Genomic DNA, 26,011 nt, shown 5'->3' with positions numbered 1-26,011 from the left:
TGATAACTGGCAGGTTTTCGTTATGCAATCTTCTTCAATCGACATCGCTGAAACGCCAGCGACCCAACCAGGGCTGCGGCTGTTGCTGCTGCCACTGGTGATTTTGGCCGGCATGGGCCTGTCCGTGGAGGCCGGTTTGCTCGGGCCGCTCGGGGTTCAGGTCGGGCACTTGTGGGCCACCTTGAGCATCTTCGGTGTCGGCTCGGCGATTCTGTTTTTGCTGTTGCTGTTCAGTGGTCGGCAACAGGGCCCTGCCTTGAATGAGCTGCCGCGCTGGCAGTTGATCGGTGGGTTCCTGGGGCCGATGTACGTGATCGTGCTGACCTTGGCCACGCCGCACATCGGCATTGCCATGACCATGATCGCGATCCTCTCCGGGCAGGTCGGCAAAAGCGTGTTGATCGACCACTTCGGCTGGTTCGGCGCTACCCGCAAAAAGGTCAACGGTGAACGCTGGCTGGCCTTGTTGCTGATTGTCGCGGCACTTGTTCTGATCGCTCGGGGTTGATGATGAATCTGATTATTTTGTTGGCGGTGGTCGTGGCGGCCGGTGCGGTGTTGAGTATCCAGGCGGCGATCAATGGCCGTTTGGGCGAAACGGTGGGTGTGTTGCGCAGCAGTTTGCTGACCTTCGTGGTCGGTGCAGTCACCACCGGGCTACTGATCCTGTTTTTCGAACCGACCCATGCCGTGAGTTTGCTGGACGTGCCGAAATGGCAGCTCAGCGGCGCACTGTTCGGGGTGGTGTACATGATGGTGATGGTTGGCGCGGTGCCGCGGGTCGGCACGGCGGTGGCGACGGTGGCGGTGATCGTCGGGCAACTGGGGATGGGAATGTTGATCGATAACTTCGGCTGGCTGGGCAACCCGGCGATCGAGTTGTCCAGCAGCCGGATACTGGCGATGGTGTGTCTCGCGTTGGCGTTGCTGTTTATGTATCGCAGCAGTACCCGGCAGGGCTGACGCAAGCTCCTACACTGGTGGTACGGGTCGCATTTGCCAGACCCGGACGACCACAACCCATGGAGTCAGACTCATGATCGACAGTGAAAGTATCTGCGACTGCCCCAAATGCAAGTGCAAACTGGGCGAACATCCGATCGCGCGCCACGGCAAGCACTATTGCTGTGAAGCCTGCGCCAAGCACCATGAACATGGCGAAGAATGTGCCAGCAAGGGCTGCAAGTGCGCCCAACGCTGACCACTCATCCAAAAAAAGGTGGAGCCTGATCGGGCTCCACTTTCATTTCAATTTGCCGGCCGCCACTTGACGTTTTCCACGCCGAATTTCTCGGCCATCGGCTTGCTGGTTTTTTGCACCTTCTCTCGGCCGAAGCGAGGGATTCGTCCGACCCCCGCGTCGCAACTTGCCCAATGCCAAGCCTCCGCGTTATCCATCTTGTCCAGGCGGATGATGAAAGACTTGGGCGCGCCATGAAGGGTGTATTCAATGACGAAAAGTTTTGCGTTGTTCATAAAGCCCATATTCCTCCCTGTGGTATTACAAGGATCGTTGGGGTTACGGAAAATTCAGTCGAATTGTCAGATGGATGCCGCCCGTAGCGACATGCCCCGTGGCTCGTTACCATGCAATCTCTGAAACCCCCAATGATTGCTGCCCATGGCCCTTGCCGCCCCTCCAGACCTGAGTGACACCGATGTGCCCGTGCAACCGCTGGCGCGCACCTATCCGCGCGGCTTGTACATCGAGCCGCATGAACATGTCTGGGGGCAGTTGCTGTATGCAATGAGCGGGGTGATGTGGGTCGAGACGCCCCATGAAGCGCTGGTGGTGCCGCCGCAACGAGCGGTGTGGCTGCCGCCAGGTGTGCCCCACGGGATTCGCGTGGTGTCGGATTTACAGATGCGCAACATCTATTTGCGGCCCTCATTGGCGGCGACGCTGGACGACACGGTCCAGGTGATCGAAGTCGGCGGACTGCTGCGTGAGCTGATCGTCGGGCTGGTGGAGCAGGGCGACGATGGCGCGCCCGAGTATTACGAAGCGCTGGTCGGCCTGGCGCTGCTGGAGCTTAGGCGAGCCAGGCGCTCGCTGCTGAAAATCCCCTTGCCGGATGATTCCGACCGACGCCTGATGAACCTGTGCCAGGCAGTCATGGCCGCGCCATCGCTGGACATTGCCTTCGAACAACACGCCGAAAACGCCGGTGCCAGCGTGCGTACCCTGGCGCGGCTGTTCAAGGACGGTCTGGGCATGGGCTTCGCCGAGTGGCGGCGCCAGGTGCAATTGGCGACCGCGGTGGCAGAGTTGATCCAGGGCGTGCCGGTCAGTGCGATTGCCCGGGAGCTGGGTTATTCACCGAGCAGCTTCAGCGACATGTTTCGGCGGGAACTGGGTGTCGCGCCTTCGCAGTTTTCCGCGAGCCAACGCCAATCCCAACCCTGACGAAAACCTGTAGGAGCTGCCGCAGGCTGCGATCTTTTGATGTTGCCCTTTAAGAAACAAGATCAAAAGATCGCAGCCTGCGGCAGCTCCTACACGTTTGCCTTGGATCCGGCATTGGTGTTTTGGCCGATATTCAGAAGCACTTGGCCGGTGCTCGTCGCTACCGATCTTTAGACTCCGGGCATACCTTAATTAGCCACGGAGTCTGCCATGAGCTTTCTCATCTCATTGGTCATCGGTCTGGGCGTCGGTTTGCTCTACGGCGCTCTGGATTTTCGTTCCCCCGCACCGCCGGCCATCGCGCTGGTAGGGCTGCTCGGCATGTTGGCCGGTGAAAAGTTGTGGCCAATGGGCCGGCAACTGGTGGCTGGCTGGATCTCCTGAACCGTTTATTCATTCGAGGGAAACGCTCATGAAAGCACTGCAATTCGACAAGACCGGTGACCTCTCGGCCCTGCGCTACGTTGAGGTTCCCACCCCCGTCCCCGGCCATGATGAAGTGCTGGTCCAGATCAAGGCGGCCGGCCTCAACCCCAGCGATGTGAAGAATGTTCTGGGACGTTTTCCCTACACCACACTGCCGCGGATTCCCGGTCGTGACTTCGCCGGTGTGGTTGTTGAAGGCCCGCAGGCGCTGATCGGTCAGGAAGTCTGGGGCACCGGCCGTGAACTGGGCTTTTTCGCCGATGGCTCCCATGCACAATTCGTCAAACTGCCGGCCAATGGCGTGGCGAAAAAGCCGACCCATCTGAGTTTTGCCCAGGCTGCCAGCCTCGGTGTGCCATACACCACGGCGTGGGATGCGTTGGAGCGCAGTGGGGTGACGACCGAAACCCGGTTGCTGGTGATCGGTGGCGGGGCGGTTGGCACTGCGGCACTGGCGCTGGCCAAGGTGCGTGGCGCTCAAGTACTGGCAGCGGCGCGGCGGCCGGAACAGATCAAGGATTTGCAGGCCCAGGGGTATCAGACGCTGCAACTGGATAAACCCGAGGATCTTGGCGCTCAGGTAAATGCCGTGTATGCCGGCGGCGCTGATGTGATTTTCGACACCACCGGTTTCTGGCTGCCAGCCTCGGTCCCGGCGCTGGCCGCGTTCGGTCGCATCGCGATCATCGCCGCACCGGTGGACGGCATGGTGCAATTGCCGGCCCTGGCGCTGTATCGCAAGGGCGGTTCGGTGGTGGGGATCAACTCGTTGCTGTACGGCGTCCAGGCGTGTGCGGCGATGCTTGATCAGTTCGGCACGTTCTTCGATCAGGGCTTGTTGCCGTTGCCCGAGGGTTTGTTTGAATCGCCGTTGGCAGAAGGGCTGGAGCGGTATGCCGAGGTGAGCCAAGGCAGTGGTGACAAGGTGATTTTGTTGCCGTAAAAAGCATCGCGGGCAAGCCTTGCTCCTACAGGTTTGGTGTCGATCAAAATAATCACCGTCGACACATAACCTGTAGGAGCAAGGCTTGCCCGCGATAGCGTCCTCAAGCCAAACTCAAACCTCGGGAACACCGTTCTCCCACGCCGACCCGTTCTTCAAAATCTCCTCCTGATTCAAACAGGTCTTAAAACTGATAACCCACGCCAGCGTAGTAACCCCAGCCGTCGGAACGGGCGCGGAAGTTACCGTCGCCAAAATTCAATTCGCTACCATCCTCCCAGTTGCCGCCGTTGTGGAAATAACGGCCGACCAGGGTGAAACGCAAGTGGGTGAACGAGTACAGCAACACGTTGGTGGCCACCGTGGCGTTGGCAGTACGGGCCGGGTTGTCCTTGTGCAGGTCCGAGCCGAAGTCGAAGTTGGTGAACCCGATGTAGGTCAGTGAGGCGCCGTTGCTGAAGCTGCTGATTGGCACGATGTATTTGAGTTGGGCGCGATAGCCGTCCCATGAATATTCGTTGCTGGCGCCGTAGTTTTCCCACTGGTAGCGCCCATAGAAGTTGGCCGACAGGTTCACCCGCGAATGGGTCTCGATGTCGGTGCCCAAACCGCTGTACAGCGTATTGGCGCGGTTGGCACTGTTACTCCCGTGGTCGTAGATCCAGTCGAAGGCCACGTACCATTCCTTGAACGGCCCGATGGCCAGACTGCGGCCGGCGAGGTAATCGATGGAGATTCGCGGTTCGTGCTCCATGAACACCGGGGAGCCGTGGTCCCACACGCCTTTGTCATGGCTGTTGCCGATGTCGAAGATCTTCGGAATGTCGATGTAGCCGTACAACTCGAACGGCCCCTTGCGCCCGAAGTACTCGTATTCCAGGTAGATATCGTCGGCCGGTTGCGGGCCGAAACTGATGTCTTTGCTGCCGATGACGGTCAGGTCCTGATTGAACCAGTCCGAGAGGTACACACCTTTTTTCGGTGGGCTGGCTTCGGGGCTGAGGCTTTCGCCTTGGGCAGATTCTTCGGCGGGAGCGGGTTGCGCCAAAACGGTGCTGCTGAGTAGTCCTGTAACGCTGGCCAGCAGCAAGGAAACAGCAAAAGTGCGCGAGCAAGTCACGCGGCTGGACGTGCGGTGCATTAAAAGTCCCTTTTCGTGCGGATCGAGGGCCCGGTTCTTCGGGCTTGCGCTGTTTTGTAGCGAAAACGCTTGTATCAGCGACTCGCAAACGTTTGCACAAGGCATACCAGTTTTGCTCAAGGTATGGAAAAGGTTAGGGAATTGCTGGTTTAACTGTCCTTTCGGTCAACGATTGGTGGGGCCTCGGGGGAGACGACGTTGATGTAGACTCTTCGGCACTGACTTCACGAGATGTGCCCCCCATGAGCGAACCGATTCGTCTGACCCAATACAGCCACGGTGCCGGATGTGGCTGCAAGATTTCTCCCCAGGTGCTGGAAGTGATTCTGGCCGGCAGCGGGGCGCAGAACCTTGACCCGAAACTCTGGGTCGGCAACGCCTCACGCGATGACGCGGCGGTGTACGCCATTGATGAAGAACGCGGCGTGGTCTCGACCACCGATTTCTTTATGCCGATCGTCGACGACCCGTTCGACTTCGGCCGCATCGCCGCCACCAACGCCATCAGCGACATCTACGCCATGGGCGGCGATCCGTTGATGGCGATTGCGATCCTGGGTTGGCCGGTCAACGTACTGGCGCCGGAGATTGCCCGGGAAGTGATTCGCGGCGGGCGTTCGGTCTGCGATGAAGCGGGCATTCCGCTGGCCGGTGGACACTCCATCGACGCGCCGGAGCCGATCTTCGGCCTCGCTGTGACCGGTCTGGTGGAAAAGCGCCACATGAAACGCAACGACACCGCCACCGCCGGTTGCCTGCTTTATCTCACCAAACCGCTGGGCATCGGCATCCTCACCACCGCCGAGAAGAAGGGCAAATTGCGCGACGCCGACATCGGCCTGGCCCGCGACTGGATGTGCACCCTGAACAAACCCGGCAGCCGTTTCGGCAAACTCGAAGGCGTCACCGCGATGACCGACGTCACCGGTTTTGGTCTGCTGGGGCATTTGGTGGAAATGGCCGACGGCAGCAACGTGACCGCGCGCATCGAGTACGACCGCGTACCGCGTCTGCCGGGTGTCGAGTATTACCTCGACCAAGGCTGTGTGCCTGGCGGGACGTTGCGCAACTTCGACAGCTACGCCAGCAAGCTTGGGCGTCTTCAGGAAATGCACAAACGCGTGCTCTGCGATCCGCAGACCAGCGGTGGCCTGCTGGTTGCGGTCACCCCCGAAGGCAACGAACACTTCCTCAAAGTGGCCGCTGAGCTGGGCCTGACCCTTGAGCCGATCGGTGAACTGATCGAGCGACAGACGAACGCGGTTGAGGTGTTTTGATGTCCATCGAATTCACCGATTACCGCGACATTTTTCTCAACGACCGACCGATGATGGATGCCCGTGCGCCGGTCGAATTTCTCAAAGGCTCATTCCCCGGCGTGATCAACCTGCCGCTGATGAACGACCATGAGCGGCAACGGGTCGGCACTTGTTACAAGCAACACGGTCAGCAAGCGGCCATTACGCTGGGGCACCAGTTGGTGTCCGGCGAGATAAAAGCCGAGCGCGTCCAGGCCTGGGCCGATTTTGCCCGGGCTCATCCTGATGGGTATTTGTATTGTTTTCGCGGCGGTTTGCGTTCGCAGATCGTCCAGCAATGGCTCAAGGACGAAGCGGGCATCGACTATCCGCGAGTGGGTGGTGGCTACAAGGCGATGCGTACCTTCTTGCTCGACACGCTCGATCAGGCGGTCGACCAGTGTGATTTCGTCTTGCTGGGCGGCATGACCGGCACCGGCAAAACCGAAGTGCTCACGCAGTTGCGCAACGGGCTGGACCTTGAAGGTCACGCCCATCATCGCGGCTCCAGTTTCGGTAAACGCGCCACTGGCCAACCCTCCAACATCGATTTTGAAAACCGCCTGGCAGTGGACGTGCTGAAGAAGCGCGCCAACGGCATCGAGCAGTTTGTGCTGGAAGACGAGAGCCGCGCGATCGGCAGTTGTGCGCTGCCGTTGCCGCTGTTTCAGGGCATGCAGCAGTTTCCGATGGTCTGGCTGGAAGACAGCCTGGAAGGGCGGGTCGAACGGATCCTGCGCGATTACGTGGTGGACTTGTGTGCCGAGTTTATCGGTGTGCATGGCGATGAAGGCTTCGCGCTGTTTTCCGAGCGTTTGCTGGAGAGCCTGAACAATGTGCAGAAACGTCTGGGCGGTGAGCGCCACCGGCGGATGTTGATGTTGATGGAATACGCGCTGGCGGAGCAGGCGAGCAGCGGGGCAGTGGACTTGCACCGGGGCTGGATCGAAGGGTTGCTTCGCGAGTATTACGACCCGATGTATGCGTTTCAGCGGGAGAAGAAAGGGGGGCGCATTGAATTCGCCGGGGAGCGGGCTGCCGTCCTTGAGTATCTGCGAGAGCGGGTCAGTCAACGAAGTTGATGGTGTTTTTTCCGGCCCCATCGCGAGCAGGCTCGCTCCCACATTATGCCAAGTTGTCTGAATAAACTCGGTCAAAATGTGGGAGCGAGCCTGCTCGCGATGAGGCCCTGACAGGCGCCAAATCTCTAAAAGCTTATGTTGGACAGGTCTGCGAACCGTTATTCAGACCTTGCTTGTAGGCGTGGCTCTGCACACTGGCCTTGCCGTTGTGCCAGGTCAGGGTGAGCACGTACAGCGAGTCGTAGTCGTTGGATTCCCAGTCGTCGATGATGTTCTGTTTCTTGCCGACGGCCTCCTCTGCGACCTTGTTGATCAGCTCCGGCAGGTAGCCGTGGGACCAGGCGGTGTAGATGACCGAGTTGTGATACTTGTCGAGGAGCAATTCATCGGCCAGATCGCTGGTGTCGTTGGCCGAGAAGTTGATGTTCACCGGCAAACCAAGCTTGATCGCGCTGGGGCTGATGGTTATCAGGGGACGGATGTAACTGTAGGAATTGTCCAGTTCGCCTTCTTCGACATTGCGCGTCGGGTTGGCGGCAAATACATAGTTGGCCTTGCCGAATTTTTCCGGCAGCAAGGTGGCCAGGTCGATGGCACGGTTCAGGCCCTGGCAGTTGAGCTGGCCGAGGCCGCCTTCGGGTTTTTCCGCGTGGCGCAGGAACACCAGCGTCTGGGTACCGTCCGCCGGTTGGGCGCGGCTTTCGCTGGACTCAAGGAACAGGAACAGCGCGCAGACCGCCAACAGGGAGGGCAGGACGACATACGCGCGGTACTTGAAGCGTTTGGCGAATTTCAAAAGGTTCATCATTTGAATAGGTGATCTTCAGCGTATTCGGTTAAGGCTGACAAACCTTTACACCGCGAGCTCCCTGCGTCGGGTGTTTTCCATGTCGTTGGGCCGGTCCGTTTCCGAAAGGGCGAAGCTCAGAGTCCTCTGAAGCCCATTTGGTTCGATCCGAGCAAGTGCGCAGCACTGTAGCAGCAACCTGAGACGGGTTGGACCAGAGGTTATCGACAGAATGTTGCCTATTTATGGACACGGTACACGTGTTGGCGCCATTCACAGGCTGCAATCTTCTGATCCTGCTCATCATCAATATTGATAACGCCAAAGGATCGCAGCCTTCGGCAACCCTACATTATGATCAGCGTCTACTTTTCCATGTGGATGCTTCCCATGACCGATCTGTCCGCGTTCCCGATTACCCAAAAATGGCCGGCTCAATACCCCGAATGGATCCAGCTTTACTCCTTGCCGACCCCCAACGGCGTCAAGGTGTCGATCATGCTCGAAGAGATCGGACTGCCCTACGAACCGCATCGGGTGGGCTTCGACACCCAAGATCAGATGTCCCCCGAATTTCTTTCACTGAACCCCAACAACAAGATCCCCGCCATCCTCGACCCCCACGGTCCGGGGGACCAACCCCTGGCGCTGTTCGAGTCCGGGGCGATTCTGATTTACCTGGCCGACAAGAGCGGGCAATTGCTGGCCCAGGAATCGGCGGCGCGATACGAGACCATTCAGTGGCTGATGTTTCAGATGGGCGGTATCGGGCCGATGTTCGGCCAGCTCGGTTTTTTCAACAAATTTGCCGGCAAGGACTACGAGGACAAACGTCCCCGCGACCGCTACGTCGATGAAAGCAAACGCCTGCTCAATGTCCTCGATAACCGCCTGGAAGGGCGCGACTGGATCATGGGCGAGCGCTACACCATCGCGGACATCGCGACCTTCCCCTGGGTGCGCAACCTGATCGGCTTCTATGAGGCCGGCGAGCTGGTGGGCATAAATGACTTCACCAACGTCACGCGGGTGCTGGAGCGCTTTCTGAAGCGGCCGGCGGTGATGCGCGGGCTGGAAATTCCCAAGCAAAACGCTTTGATTTGATCAAGAAACCAAGGAAGGCCATGCACTCATTCGATTTCAAGCAAGTAGATGTCTTCAGCCGTGTTGCGCTCAAGGGCAATCCGTTGGCGGTGGTGTTCGGCGCCGATGAGCTCAGTGATGAGCGCATGGCGGCGTTCGCCAGCTGGACCAACCTCAGCGAAACCACATTCATACTCGAACCGCGCGATCCTCGCGCCGATTATCGCGTGCGGATCTTCACCACCCTGAACGAATTGCCGTTCGCCGGTCATCCGACACTGGGCACCTGCCATGCGTGGCTGGAGGCCGGTGGCGTGCCCAAGGGCGAAGAGATCATTCAGGAGTGCGGCGTGGGGCTGGTGCGGGTTCGTCGACAAGGGGCAGAGCTGGCCTTTCTCGCACCGCCATTGCTCAGGACCGGGCCGGTGGAGGCGGATGTGGTGGAACGGGTGCGACGGGGGCTCGGGCTGGAGTCGGGGGCGATTGTGCGCACTCAGTGGGTCGACAACGGTGCCGGATGGCTGGCCGTGATGGTCGAGGATCGCCAGCAGGTGCTGGACCTGCAACCGGATCATTCGCAAATGCTTGGCCTGGCCGTCGGTGTCATCGCGCCATGGCATCCCGAGCGCGAGGGTGATGACGCACAGTTCGAAGTGCGGGCGTTCATCTCCGGCGACGGCATGCCGGAAGATCCCGCCACCGGAAGCCTGAACGCAGGAATTGCCCAATGGTTGCTCAGCGAAGGACTGGCGCCGGCGTCCTATGTGGTCAGCCAGGGCCTGACCATGGGCCGCGCCGGACGCATTCAGGTCGAGCAAGTGGGTGACGAGATCTGGATCGGCGGCGCGGTGGTGACCTGCATCAGCGGAACCTTGAATCTGTGACCTGCGTTAACTGCGCGCGATTGTTGCTGTCGCGGTAACGCAGTCTTGAGCGATCGAGGTTTGTACCCCGCGCCTTGCAAGGCATAAGCTTCGACCCCTACGACTTTCGTCTCGTCCTCCGTTTTTCAGGAAATCCACATGTCCAGTCAGTTCCCCGAAGCACGTCCACGCCGCCTGCGCCGCAATGCGAGCCTGCGCAGCCTGTTCCAGGAAACCGAGTTCAGCTTGAACGATCTGGTGCTGCCGATTTTCGTCGAGGAAGAGATCGACGACTTCGTACCGATCAAAAGCATGCCCGGTGTGATGCGTACTCCGGAGTCGAAACTGGCGGGTGAGATCGAGCGTTATGCCCGCGCCGGGATCAAGTCGGTGATGACGTTCGGCGTGTCGCACCATTTGGACGGCAACGGTAGCGACACCTGGAGCGACAACGGTCTGGTGTCGCGCATGTCGCGCATCGCCAAGGACGCCGTGCCGGACATGATCGTGATGTCCGACACCTGCTTCTGTGAGTACACCGACCACGGTCATTGCGGCGTGCTGCACAACCATGAGGTCGACAACGACCAGACCCTGATCAATCTCGGCAAACAAGCGGTGGCCGCGGCCCGTGCCGGTGCCGATGTGATCGCCCCGTCGGCCGCCATGGACGGGCAGGTTCAGGCCATTCGCCGGGCGCTCGATGACGCGGGTTTCAACCAGACCGCGATCATGGCCTATTCGACCAAGTTTGCCTCGGCGCTCTACGGTCCGTTCCGTGAAGCCGGCGGCAGCGCACTCAAGGGCGACCGCAAAAGCTATCAGATGAACCCGATGAACCGCCGTGAAGCCGTGCGCGAATCACTGATGGACGAGCAGGAAGGCGCCGACGCGCTGATGGTCAAACCGGCCGGCGCCTACCTGGACATCATCCGCGATATCCGTGAAGCCTCGCGTTTACCGCTGTCGGCGTATCAGGTGAGCGGCGAATACGCGATGATCAAATTCGCCGCCCAGGCCGGGGCGATCGATGAAGATCGCGTGGTGCGTGAGAGCCTTGGCGCGATCAAGCGGGCCGGGGCGGATCTGATCTTTACCTATTTCGCAATGGACTTGGCGCTGGCCGGGATCTGATCAAGATCAAAAGATCGCAGCCTGCGGCAGCTCCTACAGGAAATTGAGTACACCTGTAGGAGCTGCCGCAGGCTGCGATCTTTTGATCCTCAGCCGAAAAACGGCCTGATCCCGTGATCCCGGAAGTACCGCTCGATCACCTTGGGATCGGCAGAATTGTCGGCAATCGCCACATACGTATCCGGCCGCAACAGGTAAAACCCGTTACGCCCCAGGCCAGCCGCTTCAAACGCCGGCCGCCAGTCAAACACATGCAACGGCAAATGATGTTCGTGGCACCAGGCGATCATTTCGTCGCTGGTGTCGCCATACACATGCACCTGCCAGGTCAGACACTTCAGCGATTCGAAATTGTCCCCCTCACCGTCGTGAGCCCAAGGCAGGCGGTCGCCACCGTGAACATGACCGGCAACGCCCGTGCTCAACGGCATCCCGCGATAATTCAGGGTGATCTGCGACACCGTGCGAAACAGGAACTCGCGGGACGCCTCAAACGATGCCATTTTCGGAATCACGAACGGCGCCAGACGTGTGCGCAGCACATCGGCCATGCGCCCTTCGGCCGTGACAAAAGTGAACACCCTATCCGTGGTGGCGACCAGTTTGCGGGCAAACGCGATACGCTCGGTTTCGTAAGTATTGAGGAGTTTGGCTTCAGCGCCGCCGCTCAACACCGCCGCGAGTTTCCAGGCGAGGTTGATGGCATCGCCAATGCCGGTGTTCATGCCCTGGCCACCGGCGGGGCTGTGGACGTGGGCGGCGTCACCCAATAGAAACGCGCGCCCGGTGCTGAAATGATCCGCCACCCGATGATGCACGCGGTAGGTCGAGAACCAGTTCAGTTTCTCGATCTTTACTTTCATATGCTCGATGGCTCGGCTGCTGACGTCTTCAAATTGCAGGGTTTCGGCTTGCTCGGCGCGCTCGTCGCGTACGGTGCCGATCAGACGGGCGCGGCCTTCACCGCCCAAGGGAAACACCGCGAGAAAATCCGCTTCATCAAGATCCACATGCAGTTCGCCATTGAACGTCGGCCCGCTGGCTTGCACGTCGGCGACGTAGAAAATCTGCTGGTAGGTGCCACCGGGAAATCCGGTGTCCAGGGTCTTGCGCACGATCGACCGGGCACCGTCGCAACCCGCCAGATAGCAGGCCTGGCAGGTTTCCTCCTGACCATCGGCCAAGCGCAAATAGGCGGTGATGCCGTCACCGGTTTCCACGAAACTCTCAAGTTCTGTGTTGCGCTCCACCTTGATGCCAAAGGCTTCGAGGCGGTCTATCAGCAGCCGTTCGTGTTCGTCCTGAGGAAAGATTTCGAGGAACGCATAGGGCGTCAGACCTTCGCCGATGCGGCTCAGCGGCATGCGCGCCACGGGTTCGCCCTTGACCCAGAAATTGGCGGCGGCCACTCGATGACCGTTCTGCACCACCGCATTGCTGAGGTCGAGCTGGCGATATAGCTCCAGCGTCCGAGCCTGGACGGCCAGCGCCCGCGACGTGGTTCCGGGTGCCGACGTCTTGTCGATGATGCGCACTTGCACGCCAAGCTTGCTCAGCCACAGCGCCAACACCAGTCCGGTCGGGCCGGCGCCGATGATCAGAACGTCGCTACGGTTCATGAGACTGTCCTCCTCGGTGTGTGGCTCAAGTATGGTTCAGCCGCGACGGACGGGCAGGTTGTCTGCCAAACGGAAAAAGGCCTCCGCCGATCAGTTAAGCCAAAACGCGGAACAGGGCACGGCAGCCACAGTCATAGCCTGCGCCATGCCATTGATCGTATGGTTACCCCGGCTCAACGGATTTGATGGAGCAACATGCAAGCCAATCGATTGATGATGAGCGTCGCCGCGCTGCTGGTGCTGGCAGGTTGCGGCACTCAGCGCACACAAGAGCTCCCTGCGCGCAAGCCTGCCGAGGTCAAGGCCGAGATCGTGCGCCTGCTGCCGGCCCAAACCGCCGATCGCCAGGGCTGGGCTACCGATATTTACGCAGCATTTGCTGCCCAGAACATTTATCCATCCACCCAAAACCTGTGCTCGGTACTGGCGGTCACCGAGCAGGAGTCGACCTTTCAGGTGGACCCACCGGTACCGGGCCTGGGCAAAATCGCCCGCGAGGAGATCGACCGCCGTGCCGACAAAGCCCACATTCCCGGCCTGCTGGTGAGCGGTGCGCTGCAGGTGAGTTCATCCAATGGCAAAAGCTACAGCGACCGACTCAATGCGGCGCGCAGCGAGAAAGAGCTCAGCGCGATCTTCGATGACTTCATCGGCATGGTGCCCATGGGCCGGACGCTGTTCGGTGGGTTCAACCCGGTGCACACCGGTGGGCCGATGCAGGTCAGCATCGATTTCGCCGAGCAACAGGCGAAGGCGTATCCGTACCCGGTGGCCGGCTCGATCCGCCATGAAGTGTTCAGTCGTCGAGGCGGCCTGTACTTTGGTATCGCCCACTTGCTCGGTTATCCGGTGAGCTACAAACAACCGCTGTATCGCTTTGCCGATTTCAATGCTGGTTGGTACGCCAGTCGCAATGCCGCGTTTCAGAACGCAGTGAGTCGCGCGTCGGGCATACCGCTGGCGCTGGATGGTGACCTGGTCCGCTACGATTCGATCATGCCTGGCACCACGGAATTGGCGGTGCGCACCCTCGGCAAGCGACTGGGTATGCGCAATCCGACCATTCGGGACCAATTGGAGGAGGGCAAAAACTTCGAATTCGAGGACACCCAGCTCTATGCGCGGGTTTTCGCCCTGGCCGAACAGGCGGAAGGTCGGCCATTACCCCGTGCGGTGTTGCCGGGGATTGCGCTGCAAAGCCCGAAAATCACCCGCAAACTCACCACGGCGTGGTTTGCCAAGCGGGTCGATGAGCGCTATCAACGCTGCATGGCGCGTGCCGGCAAGTGACCGAGCGCAAAAAACAGGCGTAAAAAAACCCGGCTGATAAGGCCGGGTTTTTCATTGAGTACTGCGGTAAAACCATTCATTTATACAGCGCGGCTTTCGATCAGACGGTCCGAGCCACCTTCAGCGACGCGATTCTCGATCAGACGGTCCGAGCCACCTTCAGCGACGCGGTTCTCGATCAGACGATCCGAACCACCTTCAGCGACGCGGTTTTCGATCAGACGATCGGAACCACCTTCAGCGACGCGATTCTCGATCAAACGATCCGAACCACCCTCTGCCACACGACTTTCAATCAGACGATCCGAGCCGCCTTCAGCGACAACCGGGTGAACAGAGGTAGCGGCGAAAGCGTTAACTGCAAAAACCGAGAAAGCGATGCTGAGGATAGTTTGGCGTTTCATGATGGTGTGCTCCGGGGTGTAGTTGTTTGGTCTGGAGCTGATGTTACGCCGCGGATTTTATATGAGAACTTCATTGCCGTGATGGTGAACATCGACGGCAATGATAGGAAGGACGACGCGCTCCACACGAGCGTGATGATTCCGTTCAACGACTCACGTGCGTCGGCGAACAAACTTGCGCCACAACCAGACCCACAGCATGAACAGCGGGAAGGCCAGAATCAGGAAGGGCAGGGCATAGCTGAGTTTTTCCAGCGCGTCGGCGGCGCCATCGGCCAGGTTGTCGAGCAAATTACTGAACGCTTGACTCAGGTGCGACGAGCGACTGCTGGCGCCGGTCGGCAGGAACGACAGCGTGACCCGATTGGTGTCCAGTCGGCGCTGGTGTCCGGCGGCGATCTGGGCCAGGGCTTGCAGGTCGTTTTCGATCCCGGCCTGCTCTTTGCTCAAGGTGATCAGGTCCGTGACGCTGATGTCTTTGCGGGTCGCCAACTCATCCAGACGTTGCTGCTGAGCCTTGAGCCGCTCTTGGCGCCGACGAGTGTCGTCCACGGCATCGGCCAGGTCTTCGGCACTGGTAATTCGTTGACCCAGTTCCCCACCCTCGGCCGCCATCGTGACCAGCGGTTCGACGCCAGTGGGGGCGATGCGCAAAGTGATCTCGGCGCGGCCGGCGCCTTGCTCGATACGCAGCACGTTACAGGCCCCGAAGCGTGCGGTTTCGCAGGCCTCGCGTGTGGCCTGCAAGCGCGCCCCGATTTGTGCCTGGGGCAGCAACAGTCGCAGTTCGTGCTCATAGGCGAGCATGGCGCCACCGCGTCCTTGTTCACCGGCTAGACTGGCCGATGACGAGTGTTCGCTCGGCGAGCAGCCACTCAAGGCCAGGCCAGCCAGAAGAAACCCATAGAGACGAAGAAACGGGGCGAGACCGCCATCCTGTTGGCGCATGTTCTTTCCTTGAAGTGTGCAGCAGGGCTTGAACCGCGACGGGTAGTCATGAGTGCGGCCTGGGAGGCGTATCTTACCTGTATCGCCCGGCCCAATGGCAGGGAACGTGCCTCGTGCCCACTCGTCTGCTGACTCAATTTTCGTTTCGCCAGGAGCGCGCGATATGTACCAGCTATACGGACACCAGAACTCCGGCGCTGCCGCGATAGAAGCGGCACTGGAGCTTTGCGAAATTCCTTACCGCTTCATCGACATTGAATCCTCTCCTGAGGCGACCCACGCGCTGGAGAAGCTCAATCCGCTCAAGCAGGTTCCGACGCTGCAATTGCCCGATGGCAGCGTTCTCACTGAGAGCGCGGCGATTCTGATTCACCTGGGGCTCACGTTCCCCCAATCAAACCTGCTGCCAAAAAACACCGCCGCGCGGGATCAGGCCATTCGCGGCCTGGTGTACATCGTCAGCAATTGCTATTCGGCGATTGGCATCATCGACTACCCCGAACGCTGGTTGGCCGAGGCGGATGAATCGTCCAGGCAAAACCTCATGGCCGGCGCCCGCGCGCGACTGCACAGGAGTTGGGAGGTGTTTGCCGATCAGTTTTCGGGCGATTTGTATCTGGGCGACGAGACGCCGGGAGCCCTGGATGTGCTGGCGGCAGTGGTTTCCAGATGGGCGGGCAGCCGCGAGTATTTACGCAGTGCAAGGCCCGGGTTTTTCGCCTGGCTTACGCGCATCGACCGGCACCCGACATTGGCACCGGTCTTCGCGCGGCATTGGCCGGATTGACCTATTCGCCGCGGATGTACTGTTCCAGCTGGCGAATCAATTCGGCCTGTTCGGCGATGGCCTCCTTGACCAGGTCGCCGATCGACAGCAAACCGATCAACTGGCCGTTTTCCACCACCGGCAAGTGGCGCAGGCGTTTGTCGGACATGATGCCCATGCAGGTTTCGACGGTTTGATGGGTGTCCACGGTGATCACCGGCGACACCATGATGTCCTCGACTGGCGTACCGACGGAGGAGCGGCCCTTGAGCACGAGTTTGCGTGCATAGTCACGCTCGCTGATGATGCCGACGACCTCGCCATTCCTCAAGACCGGCAAGGCGCCGACGTTTTTGGCGGCCATGACCATCAGCGCTTCCAGCACCATTTGATGCGGTGCAATGGTGTGGACCTCATGGTTCTGTTCAGCCTTTAACTTCAGCAGTTGGGCGACGGTTTTCATGGCAGTTTCTCAGGTGTTGTCGTTGTCCTTGAAGAATCGTAGACACGGGCGCTGAGGGCAAGGCAGAAAGCGGCAGATAACGCGCAAAAAACGCCATTCAGCGGTTTTTCTTCGGAATATCTCCGTACCAGGTCGATAAACACCTGCAATGGCAGCGACTTCAAGAGCCCCCCCTCACCCCAGCCCTCTCCCCATGGGGGAGAGGGGGAAAGGGGGCAGATCTCCATGGTTTTCAAAACCAGAGTTCGACTCTACTTCCTCGGTCGCAGAACATCTGAAAATCAACTCGGTCAGTCCCCTCTACCCCATGGGGGAAAGGGGGCCGATTTCCATGGTTTTCAAAACCGGAGTTCGACTCTATTTCCTCGGTCGCAGAACGTCTGAAAATCAACTCGGTCAGTCCCCTTTACCCCACGGGGGAAAGGGGGCCGATTTCCATGGTTTTCAAAACCGGAGTTCGACTCTATTTCCTCGGTCGCAGAACGTCTAAAAATCAACTCGGTCAGTCCCCTCTACCCCGTGGGGAGAGGGTTAGGGTGAGGGGTGGACGCTATCCCCCGCAATGACGCGTAGAATTGCGCCTTGAATCAAATCTTGAGGTTGCAGTGGTGGATTTACAGCGGGGCTTCGTCCTGACCCGGCATTGGCGCGATACTCCGGCCGGTACGGAAGTCGAGTTCTGGCTGGCGACCGACACCGGTCCCCAGCGGATCCGCCTGCCTCATCAACCGTCGGTAGCGTTCGTCCCCGCCGCCCAGCGCGAGCAGGCCGAAGCGCTGCTGCGCGGCGAAAAGAACGTCGAGCTGCGGCCGTTGGCGTTGCTGGATTTCGAGCACCGTCCGGTACTCGGTCTGTATTGCCAGCAGCACGGTCAACTGATGCGTCTGGAAACCGCGCTGCGCAAGGCCGGCGTCGACATGTTCGAAGCCGATGTGCGCCCGCCGGAACGCTACATGATGGAGCGTTTCATCACCGCGCCGGTCCGATTCAGTGGCACACCGAACGCCGAGGGTCTGCTGCTCGATGCGCAGATGAAACCCGACCCCGACTATCGTCCGAGCCTCAGGCTGGTCTCCCTGGACATCGAAACCACCGCTCAGGGTGAGCTGTACTCCATCGCCCTGGAAGGCTGTGGCGAGCGCCAGGTCTACATGCTCGGCCCGCCCAATGGCGACAACAGCGAGGTGGATTTCCAACTCGAATACTGCGATTCCCGAACCCTGCTGCTGAAAAAACTCAACGAATGGTTCGCCCGCCATGACCCCGACGCGATCATCGGCTGGAACGTCGTGCAATTCGACCTGCGCGTTCTTCACGAACACGCCCGGCGCCTGGCGGTGCCGCTGAAACTGGGGCGTGGCGGCGAAGAAATGCACTGGCGCGAACACGGTAGCCGCACCCATTACTTCGCCTCGGCTGCCGGCCGGCTGATCATCGATGGCATCGAATCCTTGCGCTCGGCGACCTGGAGTTTCCCTTCGTTCAGCCTGGAAAACGTCGCGCAAACCCTGCTTGGCGAAGGCAAGTCGATCGACAATCCGTACCAGCGCATGGACGAAATCAACCGCATGTTCGCCGAGGACAAACCGGCCCTGGCCAAGTACAACCTCAAGGACTGCGAGCTGGTGACGCGGATTTTCGCCAAGACCGAGCTGCTGACCTTTCTGCTGGAACGGGCCAGCGTCACCGGTTTGCCGGCGGATCGTAGCGGCGGCTCAGTGGCGGCGTTCACTCACCTGTACATGCCGCTGATGCACCGCCAGGGTTTCGTCGCACCGAACCTCGGGAACAAGCCTGCGCAAGCCAGCCCCGGCGGGTTTGTCATGGACTCGCAACCGGGTCTGTACGAGTCGGTGCTGGTGCTCGACTACAAAAGCCTCTATCCGTCGATCATCCGAACCTTTCTCATCGACCCGGTGGGCTTGATCGAGGGCCTTAAACATCCCGATGACAGCGAGTCGGTGCCAGGCTTTCGCGGTGCGCGTTTTTCCAGAACCCGGCATTGCCTGCCCGCCATCGTCGCCCGGGTTGCCGAAGGTCGCGAGACCGCCAAGCGCGAACACAACGCGCCGTTGTCCCAGGCCCTGAAGATCATCATGAACGCCTTTTACGGCGTGCTCGGTTCCAGCGGTTGCCGCTTCTTCGATACACGCCTGGCGTCGTCCATCACGCTGCGCGGTCACGAGATCATGCTGCGTACGCGACAGCTGATCGAAGCCCAGGGCCACACGGTGATTTACGGCGACACCGACTCGACCTTCGTCTGGCTGCGCCGTGCCCATGGTCAACAAGAAGCCGCACAGATCGGCCGCGCGCTGGTGGATCACGTCAACCAGTGGTGGCGCGAGCATGTGCAGCAGGAATACGGTCTGGAAAGTGCGTTGGAGTTGCAGTTCGAAACCCACTACAAACGCTTTCTGATGCCGACCATTCGCGGCGCCGAGGAGGGCAGCAAGAAGCGCTATGCGGGGCTTGTGACCCGCGCCGATGGCACCGACGAAATGGTCTACAAAGGCCTGGAAACCGTGCGCACCGACTGGTCGCCGCTGGCCCGGCAATTCCAGCAGGAGCTGTACCTGCGCATCTTCAATCGCAAGCCCTATCAGGATTATGTGCGCGACTACGTGCGCAAGACCTTGGCGGGGGAGTTCGACGATCGCCTGATCTACCGCAAGCGCCTGCGCCGCACCCTCGATGACTATCAGCGCAACGTGCCGCCCCACGTGCGGGCCGCGCGGATTGCCGATGAGTACAACGACCAGCAGGGCCGTCCGCGGCAATACCAGAACGGTGGCTGGATCAGTTACGTGATCACCGTCGCCGGGCCCGAGCCGCTGGAAATCCGCAGCGCGCCCATCGACTACGACCACTACGTCACCCGGCAACTGCAACCGGTGGCGGACGCCATTCTGCCCTTCGTGGACGACGACTTTTCAACGTTGATTGGTGGGCAGTTGGGCCTGTTTTGAGTCCAGCAGCAACAACGTCCAGTCATCCAGGATGCCGTGGAAATACTGGTCAAGTGCTCGATGAAAGTCGCTGTTAGCGCCGGCAACCTGGGCGAACAGCGTCATGGAAGAGTGAAACTTGAGATCGTCGGGATGGCCGAATATGCCGGCAACCGAGCTTTTTTCGATGTTCAGCACCATTTGCGTGCAGGTGCGCAACCGTGAACCCAGCAGCGGATGATTGAGGTACGCCTCAGCTTCCTCTTTGGAACGAATGGCAAAGTGGCGGGACATCTCGCTGCCGCCCAACCCTGCGAATTGCGGAAAGATGAACCACATCCAGTGACTGCGCTTGTGGCCGGCATTCAGCTCGGCCTGGACCCGTTTGAACACCGGCTCCTGTGCCTGGATAAAGCGTTGCAGATTAAAGGAATCGTCCTGATCAGTGCTTCTCATGCCGAAGCCCTCTGACAGACTGCGATGGCTCAGACCATGGCCAACCGCTGTTTGCGTTGTGGCGCGCGAAACGCCTGGTCCAGCGCCTCCAGGTCCCCAGCCTCCAGTTGCAATTGCGCCGCTTGCGCGTTGAGTTGAACGTGCTCGGGTCGGACCGCTTTGGGGATGGCGATCACGCCTTCGTTACGCAGCATCCATGCCAGCGCTACCTGGGCCGGCGTCACACGGTGACGGGCGGCTATTTGCTTGAGCGTTGTTTGGTTCAGCATAGGCCCACCCTGACCGATCGGACAGTAGGCCATGACCGGCATTCGATGCTGGCGGCTCCAGGGCAGCAGGTCGAACTCGATGCCGCGTTCTTCCAGGTTGTAGAGCACCTGATTGGTGGCACAGGCCGGTGAGGCCAGTTCCTCCAGGTCGTCGACATCAAAATTGGAGACGCCCCAGCGACCGATCTTGCCTTCGACCCGCAGGCGTTCGAAGGCTTCGACCGTTTCTTCGAGGGGATACTGGCCGCGCCAGTGCAGCAGGTAGAGATCGATGTAATCGGTATCCAGCCGCCGCAGACTGCGTTCGCACGCCTGGGGGATGCCTTTGCGGCTAGCGTTGTGCGGGTACACCTTGCTGACCAGAAACACTTCGTCGCGCCTGCCGGCGATGGCTTCACCGACCACTTCCTCAGCGCCACCCTCGCCGTACATTTCAGCAGTGTCGATGAGGGTCATGCCCAACTCGATACCCAGGCGCAAAGCCGCCACTTCCTGGGTGTGCCGGGAACGGTCTTCGCCCATGCGCCAGGTGCCTTGACCGATGACCGGTACGTTGACGCCGGCCAGTTCGAGGGTCCGCATTCAAATCTCCTTATTTTGAATCGATGAGTACTCACCGGTTGGCAACAGAATAGCTCTAGGGTTCCGCCGCCAAATCAAAAGATCTTTTGCTCTTTTTACTGGGCAGAAAACTTCATCACAGTGCTCTGGGCATAGGTCTTGCCCGGGTCCAGGCGCGTGGACGGAAAGGTCGGCTGATTCGGCGAATCCGGAAAGTGCTGGGTCTCCAGCGTGAACGCGCCCCAGTGCGGATAGACCTTGCCAGCCTTGCCCTTGACCGAACCGTCGAGGAAGTTGCTGGTGTAGAACTGCACACCGGGCTCGGTGGTGTAGAGCTGCAAGCGACGACCGGATTGCGGATCGCTGACCTCGGCGGCGAGTTGACCCACATCCCCCATGGCGTTCAGCACCCAGTTGAAATCGAAGCCGCCCTGTTTCGGTTCGGCAAATTTCAACTGTGGGTGATCGGCGTTGATGTGCTTGCCAATGGCGGTCGGCTGGGTGAAGTCCATCGGTGTGCCGGCCACCGGGGCCAGTTCGCCGGTCGGGATCAGCTTGCCGGTGACCGGCGTGTAATGGCTGGCGTGCAGGGTGGCGAGCTGTTTCAGCACATCCCCGTTGCCCGCGCCGGCAAGGTTGAAATAGCTGTGATTGGTCAGGTTCAACACCGTGGCTTTATCGGTGGAAGCCTTGTAGTCGATGCGCAACTCGTTTTGCTCATTGAGGCTGTAGGTGACCTCGGTTTTCAGGTTGCCGGGGAAGCCCATTTCACCGTCCGCCGACAGGTAGGTCATGGTCACGCCGACCGCATCCTTGCCGCTGCTCGGCTGGGCTTTCCAGACGTGTTTGTCAAAACCCTGAGGGCCGCCGTGCAGCGAATTGGAACCGTCGTTGAGCGGTACCTGATAGCGCTTGCCGTCCAGTTCGAAAGCACCGTTGGCCAGGCGATTGCCGAAGCGCCCGATGGTCGCACCGAAGTACGCCGTGCCGCTCTGATAGCCCTGCACATTATCGAAACCGAGCACCACATCGTCGAACTTGCCGTTTTTGTCCGGCACTTTCAGCGACTGCAAAATGCCGCCGTAAGTAATGACCGTGGCGGTCAGGCCATGGCTGTTGCGCAAGATGTATTGCTCGACGGGCGTGCCGTCATTGGTTTTGCCGAAGGCCTTGTGTTCGCTGGACAGGCCGGCGGCCTGGGCGCAGAGGGGGGCGATCATCAGGGACAGTCCAAGGACGCAGAGCGGGTGTCGGGATTGAAGCATGGTTGACCTTCCTTTTTGTTGTTTTTGGCAAAGTAGTCATACTAATAATCGAATTTCAATGCGATCAAGGAAGGATTTATAGCTTATGTATGAGTTGTTGCAATTATAAAGTATGACTAATGTGGTGGTCCTCTTGACGGGTGCCAACGCTTACGGACCGTCGGCACTGCACTTTTCAGGAATTCACGGCTCTACCCTTGGCCAGCCTGCGGCGAATCCCCACCGCCGGCCCATGCCCAAGTTCAATAACCCATGGCTCGAGTTTTAACCCGCACCACCACACCCATCCGCCGCCGTTGCCTGCTGTTGGCCTGCTTGTCGATGCTCGCCGCCTCTGGGTGCAGCCAGCAGCAGGGCAGCGACATCGTCAACCAGTTCCGCGAAGGTAAACCCCAGGAATTTCTCCAGACCAGCGTCGACCGCATAGCGACCCTGGCGATGCGCGACAACCTCGACAGCCTCTACCTGCTGATGAGCAAGCTCTACCTGCGCAACCCGGACGAGTTGAAAAAATCCGGCTTCCTCGACGCCCGCACCGCTGGCAAGCAAGTGCGCATGGCCATCGAACAACAACAGCCGCTGCCGACTCTGGGGGGCAAGAAAGACCTCGCAGCGCTGAGTTATGCCATGAGCCCGGAGTTTCTCGGCGACCGGGTCGGTGCTTTCATCTATGCCATCGGCAGCATGCTCGTCACCGCCCACGGCAATCGGCTCGAGTTCTACATGACGGATGTGATCAACCCGACGTTCGTCAGCAACGCTGCCCGCAACATCGAGAAAGCCACCTGGATACTCAGCCAGCGGCAAAACAAGAACGGCGAGCCGTTGCTGTTCTCCAATGAAATCTCGGAGGAGGGCAGCAACCTGAGTTTTGCCGTGGAGTTCGGCAAGATCGTCGCGCGGCTGGACCTGCTGACGCAGATGCTGGACGAGCGCTACCGCCGTATCGGTTTGAATTACGCGCAGAGTTTGCTGTTTCTCAACTTCCTGCCCGTGCAATAAGTTTGGCCAACTCAGCAGATCCCTGTGGGAGTGAGCCTGCTCGCGATGACGGACTCACAGTCAACGTCATTGCTGAATGTTAAACCGCTATCGCGAGCAGGCTCACTCCCACAGGGGAGTAGTGTGTTCAGGGAATAACGATAGTTCGCATCGATATAAGTGGTTATAAGAAAAATCGCTATGCTGCGGTCCAGATTTTTCATGCGTTTTTTGTGGGCGTGTTAATGGAATTCGGTAATTTCGGTTTAGTCGTGGCAGGTCTGGTGGTCGGCTTTATTGTCGGGATGACTGGCGTTGGTGGCGGTTCTTTGATGACCCCCATTCTGTTGTGGTTCGGTGTCAATCCGGCCACCGCAGTGGGGACGGATTTGCTGTACGCGGCCATTACCAAATCCAGTGGTGTGCTGGTTCATCGAAAGAACAAGAACATCGACTGGGCGATTACCGGTTGGCTGACCCTCGGCAGTGTGCCGGCGGTGGCGCTGACGTTGTGGTTCCTGAGCACCTTGCAAACGTCGCCCGAGGCGATGAACGCGGTCATCAAACAGGCCTTGGGCTTTGTCCTGTTTGCCACGGCGCTGGCGATTTTCTTCAAGAAACGCCTGCTCGATTTCGCCCACAAACGCGCGGGCGGTCATTACAACCCCAGCGGCAAGCGCTTGAATGTACTGACCGTGATTACCGGTCTGGTCCTGGGCACCATGGTTGCCCTGACCTCCATCGGCGCTGGCGCCCTGGGCACCGTCGCATTGTTCATTCTCTATCCGCTGTTGCCGACCCGCCGTCTGGTAGGCACTGAAATCGCGCACGCCGTACCGCTGACCCTGGTGGCCGGCCTCGGCCATGCGAGCATGGGCAATATGGATTGGCACGTGCTGGGTTATTTGCTGATCGGTTCGCTGCCGGGGATTTACCTGGGCAGCCACCTGACTGGCCGCATCTCCGATGAAGTGCTGCGCCCTTGCCTGGCCACGATGCTGGTGCTGATCGGGTACAAACTAGCCTTTTAACCGGGTAGAGCTTCCAGAAACAAACCCGCTTGGCAGGCGCGCTCAGGGCCGGGTCAGAATCTCCAGCAGATGCCCGTCCGGGTCATCGAAGTAAACCCGCCGGCCACCGCCGTAATCGTTGATCTCGTTCGGTCGTTGTTTGCCAGGGTCGGCCCACCAGGGTTGCTGTCGGGCTTGCAGGCGGGCGAAGGCCGCATCGAAATCGTCGTCACCAATCAAAAACGCGTAGTGCTGGGAGGCAATCGGCGGGTCATTGTCGTAGAAGTCCAGCGACACGCCATTGTCGAACTTGACGATCAGCATCGGGCCGAAGGGTTCGGGGCTGGGCAGGCCAAGGATGTCTGCCAGATAGTTGGCTGATGTCTGCTTGTCGCGACACCAGACGATGGTGTGGTTCAACTGAGCGCTCATGCAGAGGTCCTCACGGCGGATCAGGGCTTGGTTGTTGAGCTATGAGATTAGCTCAGGCTGTTGCGCAATGACCGCCCTGACCTAAGCTTGGGGCAAGGCGAGACATAATTGCGTGCGTCACCCGGAACGAACGCCGCGATGCGCAATCATTAGAGCGTGGATATCAAAAGGAGATGCGCATGCTCATCAGGTCATTGACCCTGACTACCCTGCTGGCTTTCGCCGGTCCCTTGCTCGCTGCCGATGACGGCTCACCGCTGGATATGGACAAGGGCAGGGCCCGGCCGTTGATTGTCATCGCTCCGAGCACGGTCGATCCCACGTGGGTCAGCCTGAAAAAGTCGCTGGATGAACCGACCAATCGCAAGGGGTTCACCGAGCGAAACATGGTCCTGTACACCGTGCTCAATTTGATGGGCCAGCGCGAGGGCAAAGACCTGGGGCCACAAGACACGGCGGCATTGATCCGCTCGCTCAAGTTGGGTGCCGGCGCGAAGAGCAAGGTCATCCTGGTGGGCAAGGACGGGGAAAAGAAGCTTGAACAATCGGGCGCGATCGAGCTGAAGGAGATTTTCGCCGCCGTCGACCAATTACCGGCGACAGAGCAAGAAGCCACGGCACCGACACCGCCGCCGGTCACTGAAGTCGCACCGGCCAACGGCGCCAACGGCGCCAACGGTGCCAACGGTGCCAAAGGCGCAAAGCCGGGCAAACCTGGCAAACCGGCGAAGCCTGCCAAGCCGCCTGAAATGCCGGATGATTGAACGCAGACTTTTGTAGCTGCTGGCGCAGCCTGCGCCAGCGGCTAAAAAAAATTGGGTGTTTCGGGGGGAGATGTATCAGCTTCTATTGGTCTCGGAAGTTTCCTGCAAGTCCTGTCGGTCTTTATGAACTGGTTTCTGTCAGAGCGCACCGCTAGCCTTCGTCAGCCACCGCAAAAACGCGGTCGGACGTGGGAATCCGCGACACTGAGGGATCCAGGGACGAAAACACCAATGGCACAAAAAGGAGCCTCGTCTGTGAACAAGTCCAGCAAGCATCAACCGCAAACCCCAAGCGACGCCGAACATCCCGATCGCGCGAAGCCGTGTGAAACCGCAAAAGGCGCAGTCACCCGAAGCGCCAGGCGTACCGCCACGACCCAGCAGATTTTCACTGTTGCTGCTGGTGTCGACACACTAACCCTGCTAAATCAGGCCTGCGAAAACCTTGCCGCCCTGAATGTCCTGATTGCGAGTTTTGCCGGGAAACTGGAAGGTTCGAACCGCAAAGTGCTGCTGTCGATTCAGCAATTGGCGGCGGTCACCGAGTTGTTGGTGAATCGGGCACGGGAAAATCTTGATCCGAGAAGCGATGCACCTGACGCTCAGCCGCCAACTCTGCATTGAGTTGAAGCAGTAACGACAATGGGCGACCTCCAAGGGGTCGCCCATTT

The 26,011-nt window shown here is 59.6% G+C and carries 29 protein-coding genes; 18 read left to right on the top strand and 11 right to left on the bottom strand.

The genetic code is table 11. The features are described from left to right. The first annotated feature begins 22 nt into the window (after window positions 1-22). The 3 genes from PMI27_RS16600 to PMI27_RS16610 all read left to right on the top strand — a co-directional run bounded on the left by PMI27_RS16600 (window position 23) and on the right by PMI27_RS16610 (window position 1,201). Window positions 23-508, top strand: a complete 486-nt coding sequence (locus PMI27_RS16600) for a DMT family transporter (protein ID WP_008152148.1) — start codon at window positions 23-25, stop codon at window positions 506-508. Beyond that, the gene (locus PMI27_RS16605) at window positions 508-963 is read left to right on the top strand and encodes a DMT family transporter (protein ID WP_008152146.1); all 456 of its coding nucleotides are present in this window, start codon (window positions 508-510) and stop codon (window positions 961-963) included. Before PMI27_RS16600 ends, PMI27_RS16605 begins: the two co-directional genes overlap by 1 nt. Before the next feature lie 73 nt (window positions 964-1,036). Continuing rightward, window positions 1,037-1,201 carry a metallothionein gene (locus PMI27_RS16610; RefSeq protein ID WP_008152144.1) on the top strand — a complete coding sequence of 55 codons (165 nt, stop codon included), beginning with the start codon at window positions 1,037-1,039 and terminating at the stop codon, window positions 1,199-1,201. A 47-nt stretch (window positions 1,202-1,248) separates the two neighbouring features. Here PMI27_RS16610 and PMI27_RS16615 read toward each other — a convergent pair whose 3' ends face one another. Beyond that, window positions 1,249-1,476: a DUF6555 family protein gene (locus PMI27_RS16615; protein ID WP_008152143.1), complete on the bottom strand. Its 228-nt coding sequence runs from the start codon at window positions 1,474-1,476 to the stop codon at window positions 1,249-1,251. A gap of 145 nt (window positions 1,477-1,621) precedes the next feature. Here PMI27_RS16615 and PMI27_RS16620 point away from each other — a divergent pair, with 145 nt between their 5' ends. The 3 genes from PMI27_RS16620 (at window position 1,622) to PMI27_RS16625 (ending at window position 3,776) form a co-directional block, all read left to right on the top strand. Next, entirely contained in the window at window positions 1,622-2,407 is a 786-nt protein-coding gene (locus tag PMI27_RS16620) for an AraC family transcriptional regulator (RefSeq protein WP_008152141.1), read from the top strand. Between the two features lie 210 nt (window positions 2,408-2,617). Beyond that, the gene (locus tag PMI27_RS30445) at window positions 2,618-2,791 is read left to right on the top strand and encodes a DUF1427 family protein (RefSeq protein ID WP_008148301.1); all 174 of its coding nucleotides are present in this window, start codon (window positions 2,618-2,620) and stop codon (window positions 2,789-2,791) included. 28 nt (window positions 2,792-2,819) lie between these two features. Continuing rightward, the gene (locus tag PMI27_RS16625; RefSeq protein ID WP_008148303.1) at window positions 2,820-3,776 is read left to right on the top strand and encodes a quinone oxidoreductase family protein; all 957 of its coding nucleotides are present in this window, start codon (window positions 2,820-2,822) and stop codon (window positions 3,774-3,776) included. A gap of 184 nt (window positions 3,777-3,960) precedes the next feature. On the opposite strand, the gene PMI27_RS16630 is transcribed toward PMI27_RS16625, so the two are convergent. Beyond that, a complete protein-coding gene (locus PMI27_RS16630; protein WP_033053199.1) occupies window positions 3,961-4,917 on the bottom strand; it encodes a nucleoside-specific channel-forming protein Tsx in 957 nt (318 codons plus the stop codon). 242 nt (window positions 4,918-5,159) lie between these two features. Here PMI27_RS16630 and selD point away from each other — a divergent pair, with 242 nt between their 5' ends. Then, entirely contained in the window at window positions 5,160-6,194 is a 1,035-nt protein-coding gene (gene selD / locus PMI27_RS16635; RefSeq protein ID WP_008148308.1) for a selenide, water dikinase SelD, read from the top strand. Next, a complete protein-coding gene (gene mnmH / locus PMI27_RS16640) occupies window positions 6,194-7,297 on the top strand; it encodes a tRNA 2-selenouridine(34) synthase MnmH (RefSeq protein WP_008148311.1) in 1,104 nt (367 codons plus the stop codon). The genes selD and mnmH overlap by 1 nt, the downstream gene beginning before the upstream one ends. A gap of 133 nt (window positions 7,298-7,430) precedes the next feature. Here the strand turns inward: mnmH and PMI27_RS16645 are convergent, their stop codons facing one another. Then, window positions 7,431-8,105: a hypothetical protein gene (locus tag PMI27_RS16645; RefSeq protein ID WP_008148312.1), complete on the bottom strand. Its 675-nt coding sequence runs from the start codon at window positions 8,103-8,105 to the stop codon at window positions 7,431-7,433. Between the two features lie 369 nt (window positions 8,106-8,474). On the opposite strand from PMI27_RS16645, the gene PMI27_RS16650 reads away from it, so the two are divergent. The 3 genes from PMI27_RS16650 (at window position 8,475) to hemB (ending at window position 11,164) form a co-directional block, all read left to right on the top strand. Further along, window positions 8,475-9,188, top strand: coding sequence for a glutathione binding-like protein (locus tag PMI27_RS16650; RefSeq protein ID WP_008148314.1), 714 nt, complete (start codon window positions 8,475-8,477; stop codon window positions 9,186-9,188). A 20-nt stretch (window positions 9,189-9,208) separates the two neighbouring features. Then, the gene (locus PMI27_RS16655; RefSeq protein WP_008148316.1) at window positions 9,209-10,051 is read left to right on the top strand and encodes a PhzF family phenazine biosynthesis protein; all 843 of its coding nucleotides are present in this window, start codon (window positions 9,209-9,211) and stop codon (window positions 10,049-10,051) included. Between the two features lie 138 nt (window positions 10,052-10,189). Further along, complete coding sequence (gene hemB, locus PMI27_RS16660; protein ID WP_008148318.1) at window positions 10,190-11,164, top strand: porphobilinogen synthase; 975 nt, start codon at window positions 10,190-10,192, stop codon at window positions 11,162-11,164. 89 nt (window positions 11,165-11,253) lie between these two features. On the opposite strand, the gene PMI27_RS16665 is transcribed toward hemB, so the two are convergent. Next, complete coding sequence (locus PMI27_RS16665) at window positions 11,254-12,783, bottom strand: FAD-dependent oxidoreductase (RefSeq protein ID WP_008148321.1); 1,530 nt, start codon at window positions 12,781-12,783, stop codon at window positions 11,254-11,256. Window positions 12,784-12,978: 195 nt separating this feature from the next. Here PMI27_RS16665 and PMI27_RS16670 point away from each other — a divergent pair, with 195 nt between their 5' ends. Further along, window positions 12,979-14,073 carry a DUF1615 domain-containing protein gene (locus PMI27_RS16670; RefSeq protein WP_008148323.1) on the top strand — a complete coding sequence of 365 codons (1,095 nt, stop codon included), beginning with the start codon at window positions 12,979-12,981 and terminating at the stop codon, window positions 14,071-14,073. Window positions 14,074-14,153: 80 nt separating this feature from the next. Here PMI27_RS16670 and PMI27_RS16675 read toward each other — a convergent pair whose 3' ends face one another. Then, window positions 14,154-14,477 (bottom strand): hypothetical protein, encoded by a 324-nt coding sequence (locus tag PMI27_RS16675; RefSeq protein WP_008148325.1) that lies wholly within the window; start codon window positions 14,475-14,477, stop codon window positions 14,154-14,156. Window positions 14,478-14,630: 153 nt separating this feature from the next. Next, entirely contained in the window at window positions 14,631-15,425 is a 795-nt protein-coding gene (locus PMI27_RS16680; RefSeq protein WP_008148328.1) for a DUF4349 domain-containing protein, read from the bottom strand. Window positions 15,426-15,588: 163 nt separating this feature from the next. Here PMI27_RS16680 and PMI27_RS16685 point away from each other — a divergent pair, with 163 nt between their 5' ends. Beyond that, on the top strand, window positions 15,589-16,212 hold the full coding sequence (locus tag PMI27_RS16685; RefSeq protein WP_008148330.1) for a glutathione S-transferase: 624 nt from the start codon (window positions 15,589-15,591) through the stop codon (window positions 16,210-16,212). A 1-nt stretch (window position 16,213) separates the two neighbouring features. Here PMI27_RS16685 and PMI27_RS16690 read toward each other — a convergent pair whose 3' ends face one another. Next, complete coding sequence (locus PMI27_RS16690; RefSeq protein ID WP_008148332.1) at window positions 16,214-16,654, bottom strand: CBS domain-containing protein; 441 nt, start codon at window positions 16,652-16,654, stop codon at window positions 16,214-16,216. Window positions 16,655-17,262: 608 nt separating this feature from the next. Here PMI27_RS16690 and PMI27_RS16695 point away from each other — a divergent pair. Continuing rightward, window positions 17,263-19,623, top strand: coding sequence for a DNA polymerase II (locus PMI27_RS16695; RefSeq protein WP_177327858.1), 2,361 nt, complete (start codon window positions 17,263-17,265; stop codon window positions 19,621-19,623). Here the strand turns inward: PMI27_RS16695 and PMI27_RS16700 are convergent. The 3 genes from PMI27_RS16700 to PMI27_RS16710 form a co-directional block, all read right to left on the bottom strand. Then, on the bottom strand, window positions 19,588-20,058 hold the full coding sequence (locus PMI27_RS16700; RefSeq protein ID WP_008148336.1) for a DUF1810 domain-containing protein: 471 nt from the start codon (window positions 20,056-20,058) through the stop codon (window positions 19,588-19,590). The two genes, PMI27_RS16695 and PMI27_RS16700, sit on opposite strands and share 36 nt — an antisense overlap. Window positions 20,059-20,087: 29 nt before the next feature. Further along, the gene (locus PMI27_RS16705) at window positions 20,088-20,909 is read right to left on the bottom strand and encodes an aldo/keto reductase (protein ID WP_008148338.1); all 822 of its coding nucleotides are present in this window, start codon (window positions 20,907-20,909) and stop codon (window positions 20,088-20,090) included. Window positions 20,910-21,004: 95 nt separating this feature from the next. After that, window positions 21,005-22,153 carry an aldose epimerase family protein gene (locus PMI27_RS16710; RefSeq protein WP_008148341.1) on the bottom strand — a complete coding sequence of 383 codons (1,149 nt, stop codon included), beginning with the start codon at window positions 22,151-22,153 and terminating at the stop codon, window positions 21,005-21,007. Between the two features lie 252 nt (window positions 22,154-22,405). On the opposite strand from PMI27_RS16710, the gene PMI27_RS16715 reads away from it, so the two are divergent. Both PMI27_RS16715 and PMI27_RS16720 read left to right on the top strand, forming a co-directional pair. Next, window positions 22,406-23,155: a hypothetical protein gene (locus PMI27_RS16715; RefSeq protein ID WP_008148344.1), complete on the top strand. Its 750-nt coding sequence runs from the start codon at window positions 22,406-22,408 to the stop codon at window positions 23,153-23,155. Window positions 23,156-23,379: 224 nt separating this feature from the next. Beyond that, window positions 23,380-24,165: a sulfite exporter TauE/SafE family protein gene (locus PMI27_RS16720; RefSeq protein WP_008148346.1), complete on the top strand. Its 786-nt coding sequence runs from the start codon at window positions 23,380-23,382 to the stop codon at window positions 24,163-24,165. A gap of 42 nt (window positions 24,166-24,207) precedes the next feature. Here the strand turns inward: PMI27_RS16720 and PMI27_RS16725 are convergent, their stop codons facing one another. Next, window positions 24,208-24,576, bottom strand: coding sequence for a VOC family protein (locus tag PMI27_RS16725; RefSeq protein ID WP_008148348.1), 369 nt, complete (start codon window positions 24,574-24,576; stop codon window positions 24,208-24,210). Between the two features lie 179 nt (window positions 24,577-24,755). Here PMI27_RS16725 and PMI27_RS16730 point away from each other — a divergent pair, with 179 nt between their 5' ends. Together PMI27_RS16730 and PMI27_RS16735 are read left to right on the top strand one after the other, a co-directional pair. Further along, the gene (locus PMI27_RS16730) at window positions 24,756-25,340 is read left to right on the top strand and encodes a DUF4174 domain-containing protein (protein ID WP_008148349.1); all 585 of its coding nucleotides are present in this window, start codon (window positions 24,756-24,758) and stop codon (window positions 25,338-25,340) included. A gap of 255 nt (window positions 25,341-25,595) precedes the next feature. Beyond that, a complete protein-coding gene (locus PMI27_RS16735; protein ID WP_008148352.1) occupies window positions 25,596-25,964 on the top strand; it encodes a DUF6124 family protein in 369 nt (122 codons plus the stop codon). The last annotated feature ends 47 nt before the right edge of the window (window positions 25,965-26,011 follow it).

The sequence above is a fragment of the Pseudomonas sp. GM41(2012) genome (assembly GCF_000282315.2).
Taxonomy (GTDB): domain Bacteria; phylum Pseudomonadota; class Gammaproteobacteria; order Pseudomonadales; family Pseudomonadaceae; genus Aquipseudomonas.
Note: the sequence above shows the minus strand (reverse complement) of the source record. Positions and strands in the feature narration are given on the sequence as shown.

Coding starts and splice junctions, on each gene's coding strand:
- PMI27_RS16675 (WP_008148325.1), bottom strand. CDS start 14,477: ATGAAACGCCAAACTATCCTCAGCATCGCTTTCTCGGTTTTTGCAGTT.
- hemB (WP_008148318.1), top strand. CDS start 10,190: ATGTCCAGTCAGTTCCCCGAAGCACGTCCACGCCGCCTGCGCCGCAAT.
- PMI27_RS16655 (WP_008148316.1), top strand. CDS start 9,209: ATGCACTCATTCGATTTCAAGCAAGTAGATGTCTTCAGCCGTGTTGCG.
- PMI27_RS16630 (WP_033053199.1), bottom strand. CDS start 4,917: ATGCACCGCACGTCCAGCCGCGTGACTTGCTCGCGCACTTTTGCTGTT.
- PMI27_RS16690 (WP_008148332.1), bottom strand. CDS start 16,654: ATGAAAACCGTCGCCCAACTGCTGAAGTTAAAGGCTGAACAGAACCAT.
- PMI27_RS16620 (WP_008152141.1), top strand. CDS start 1,622: ATGGCCCTTGCCGCCCCTCCAGACCTGAGTGACACCGATGTGCCCGTG.
- PMI27_RS16685 (WP_008148330.1), top strand. CDS start 15,589: ATGTACCAGCTATACGGACACCAGAACTCCGGCGCTGCCGCGATAGAA.
- selD (WP_008148308.1), top strand. CDS start 5,160: ATGAGCGAACCGATTCGTCTGACCCAATACAGCCACGGTGCCGGATGT.
- PMI27_RS16715 (WP_008148344.1), top strand. CDS start 22,406: ATGGCTCGAGTTTTAACCCGCACCACCACACCCATCCGCCGCCGTTGC.
- PMI27_RS16710 (WP_008148341.1), bottom strand. CDS start 22,153: ATGCTTCAATCCCGACACCCGCTCTGCGTCCTTGGACTGTCCCTGATG.
- mnmH (WP_008148311.1), top strand. CDS start 6,194: ATGTCCATCGAATTCACCGATTACCGCGACATTTTTCTCAACGACCGA.
- PMI27_RS16625 (WP_008148303.1), top strand. CDS start 2,820: ATGAAAGCACTGCAATTCGACAAGACCGGTGACCTCTCGGCCCTGCGC.
- PMI27_RS16730 (WP_008148349.1), top strand. CDS start 24,756: ATGCTCATCAGGTCATTGACCCTGACTACCCTGCTGGCTTTCGCCGGT.
- PMI27_RS16705 (WP_008148338.1), bottom strand. CDS start 20,909: ATGCGGACCCTCGAACTGGCCGGCGTCAACGTACCGGTCATCGGTCAA.
- PMI27_RS16600 (WP_008152148.1), top strand. CDS start 23: ATGCAATCTTCTTCAATCGACATCGCTGAAACGCCAGCGACCCAACCA.
- PMI27_RS16610 (WP_008152144.1), top strand. CDS start 1,037: ATGATCGACAGTGAAAGTATCTGCGACTGCCCCAAATGCAAGTGCAAA.
- PMI27_RS30445 (WP_008148301.1), top strand. CDS start 2,618: ATGAGCTTTCTCATCTCATTGGTCATCGGTCTGGGCGTCGGTTTGCTC.
- PMI27_RS16605 (WP_008152146.1), top strand. CDS start 508: ATGATGAATCTGATTATTTTGTTGGCGGTGGTCGTGGCGGCCGGTGCG.
- PMI27_RS16615 (WP_008152143.1), bottom strand. CDS start 1,476: ATGAACAACGCAAAACTTTTCGTCATTGAATACACCCTTCATGGCGCG.
- PMI27_RS16725 (WP_008148348.1), bottom strand. CDS start 24,576: ATGAGCGCTCAGTTGAACCACACCATCGTCTGGTGTCGCGACAAGCAG.
- PMI27_RS16645 (WP_008148312.1), bottom strand. CDS start 8,105: ATGATGAACCTTTTGAAATTCGCCAAACGCTTCAAGTACCGCGCGTAT.
- PMI27_RS16650 (WP_008148314.1), top strand. CDS start 8,475: ATGACCGATCTGTCCGCGTTCCCGATTACCCAAAAATGGCCGGCTCAA.
- PMI27_RS16665 (WP_008148321.1), bottom strand. CDS start 12,783: ATGAACCGTAGCGACGTTCTGATCATCGGCGCCGGCCCGACCGGACTG.
- PMI27_RS16680 (WP_008148328.1), bottom strand. CDS start 15,425: ATGCGCCAACAGGATGGCGGTCTCGCCCCGTTTCTTCGTCTCTATGGG.
- PMI27_RS16720 (WP_008148346.1), top strand. CDS start 23,380: ATGGAATTCGGTAATTTCGGTTTAGTCGTGGCAGGTCTGGTGGTCGGC.
- PMI27_RS16670 (WP_008148323.1), top strand. CDS start 12,979: ATGCAAGCCAATCGATTGATGATGAGCGTCGCCGCGCTGCTGGTGCTG.
- PMI27_RS16700 (WP_008148336.1), bottom strand. CDS start 20,058: ATGAGAAGCACTGATCAGGACGATTCCTTTAATCTGCAACGCTTTATC.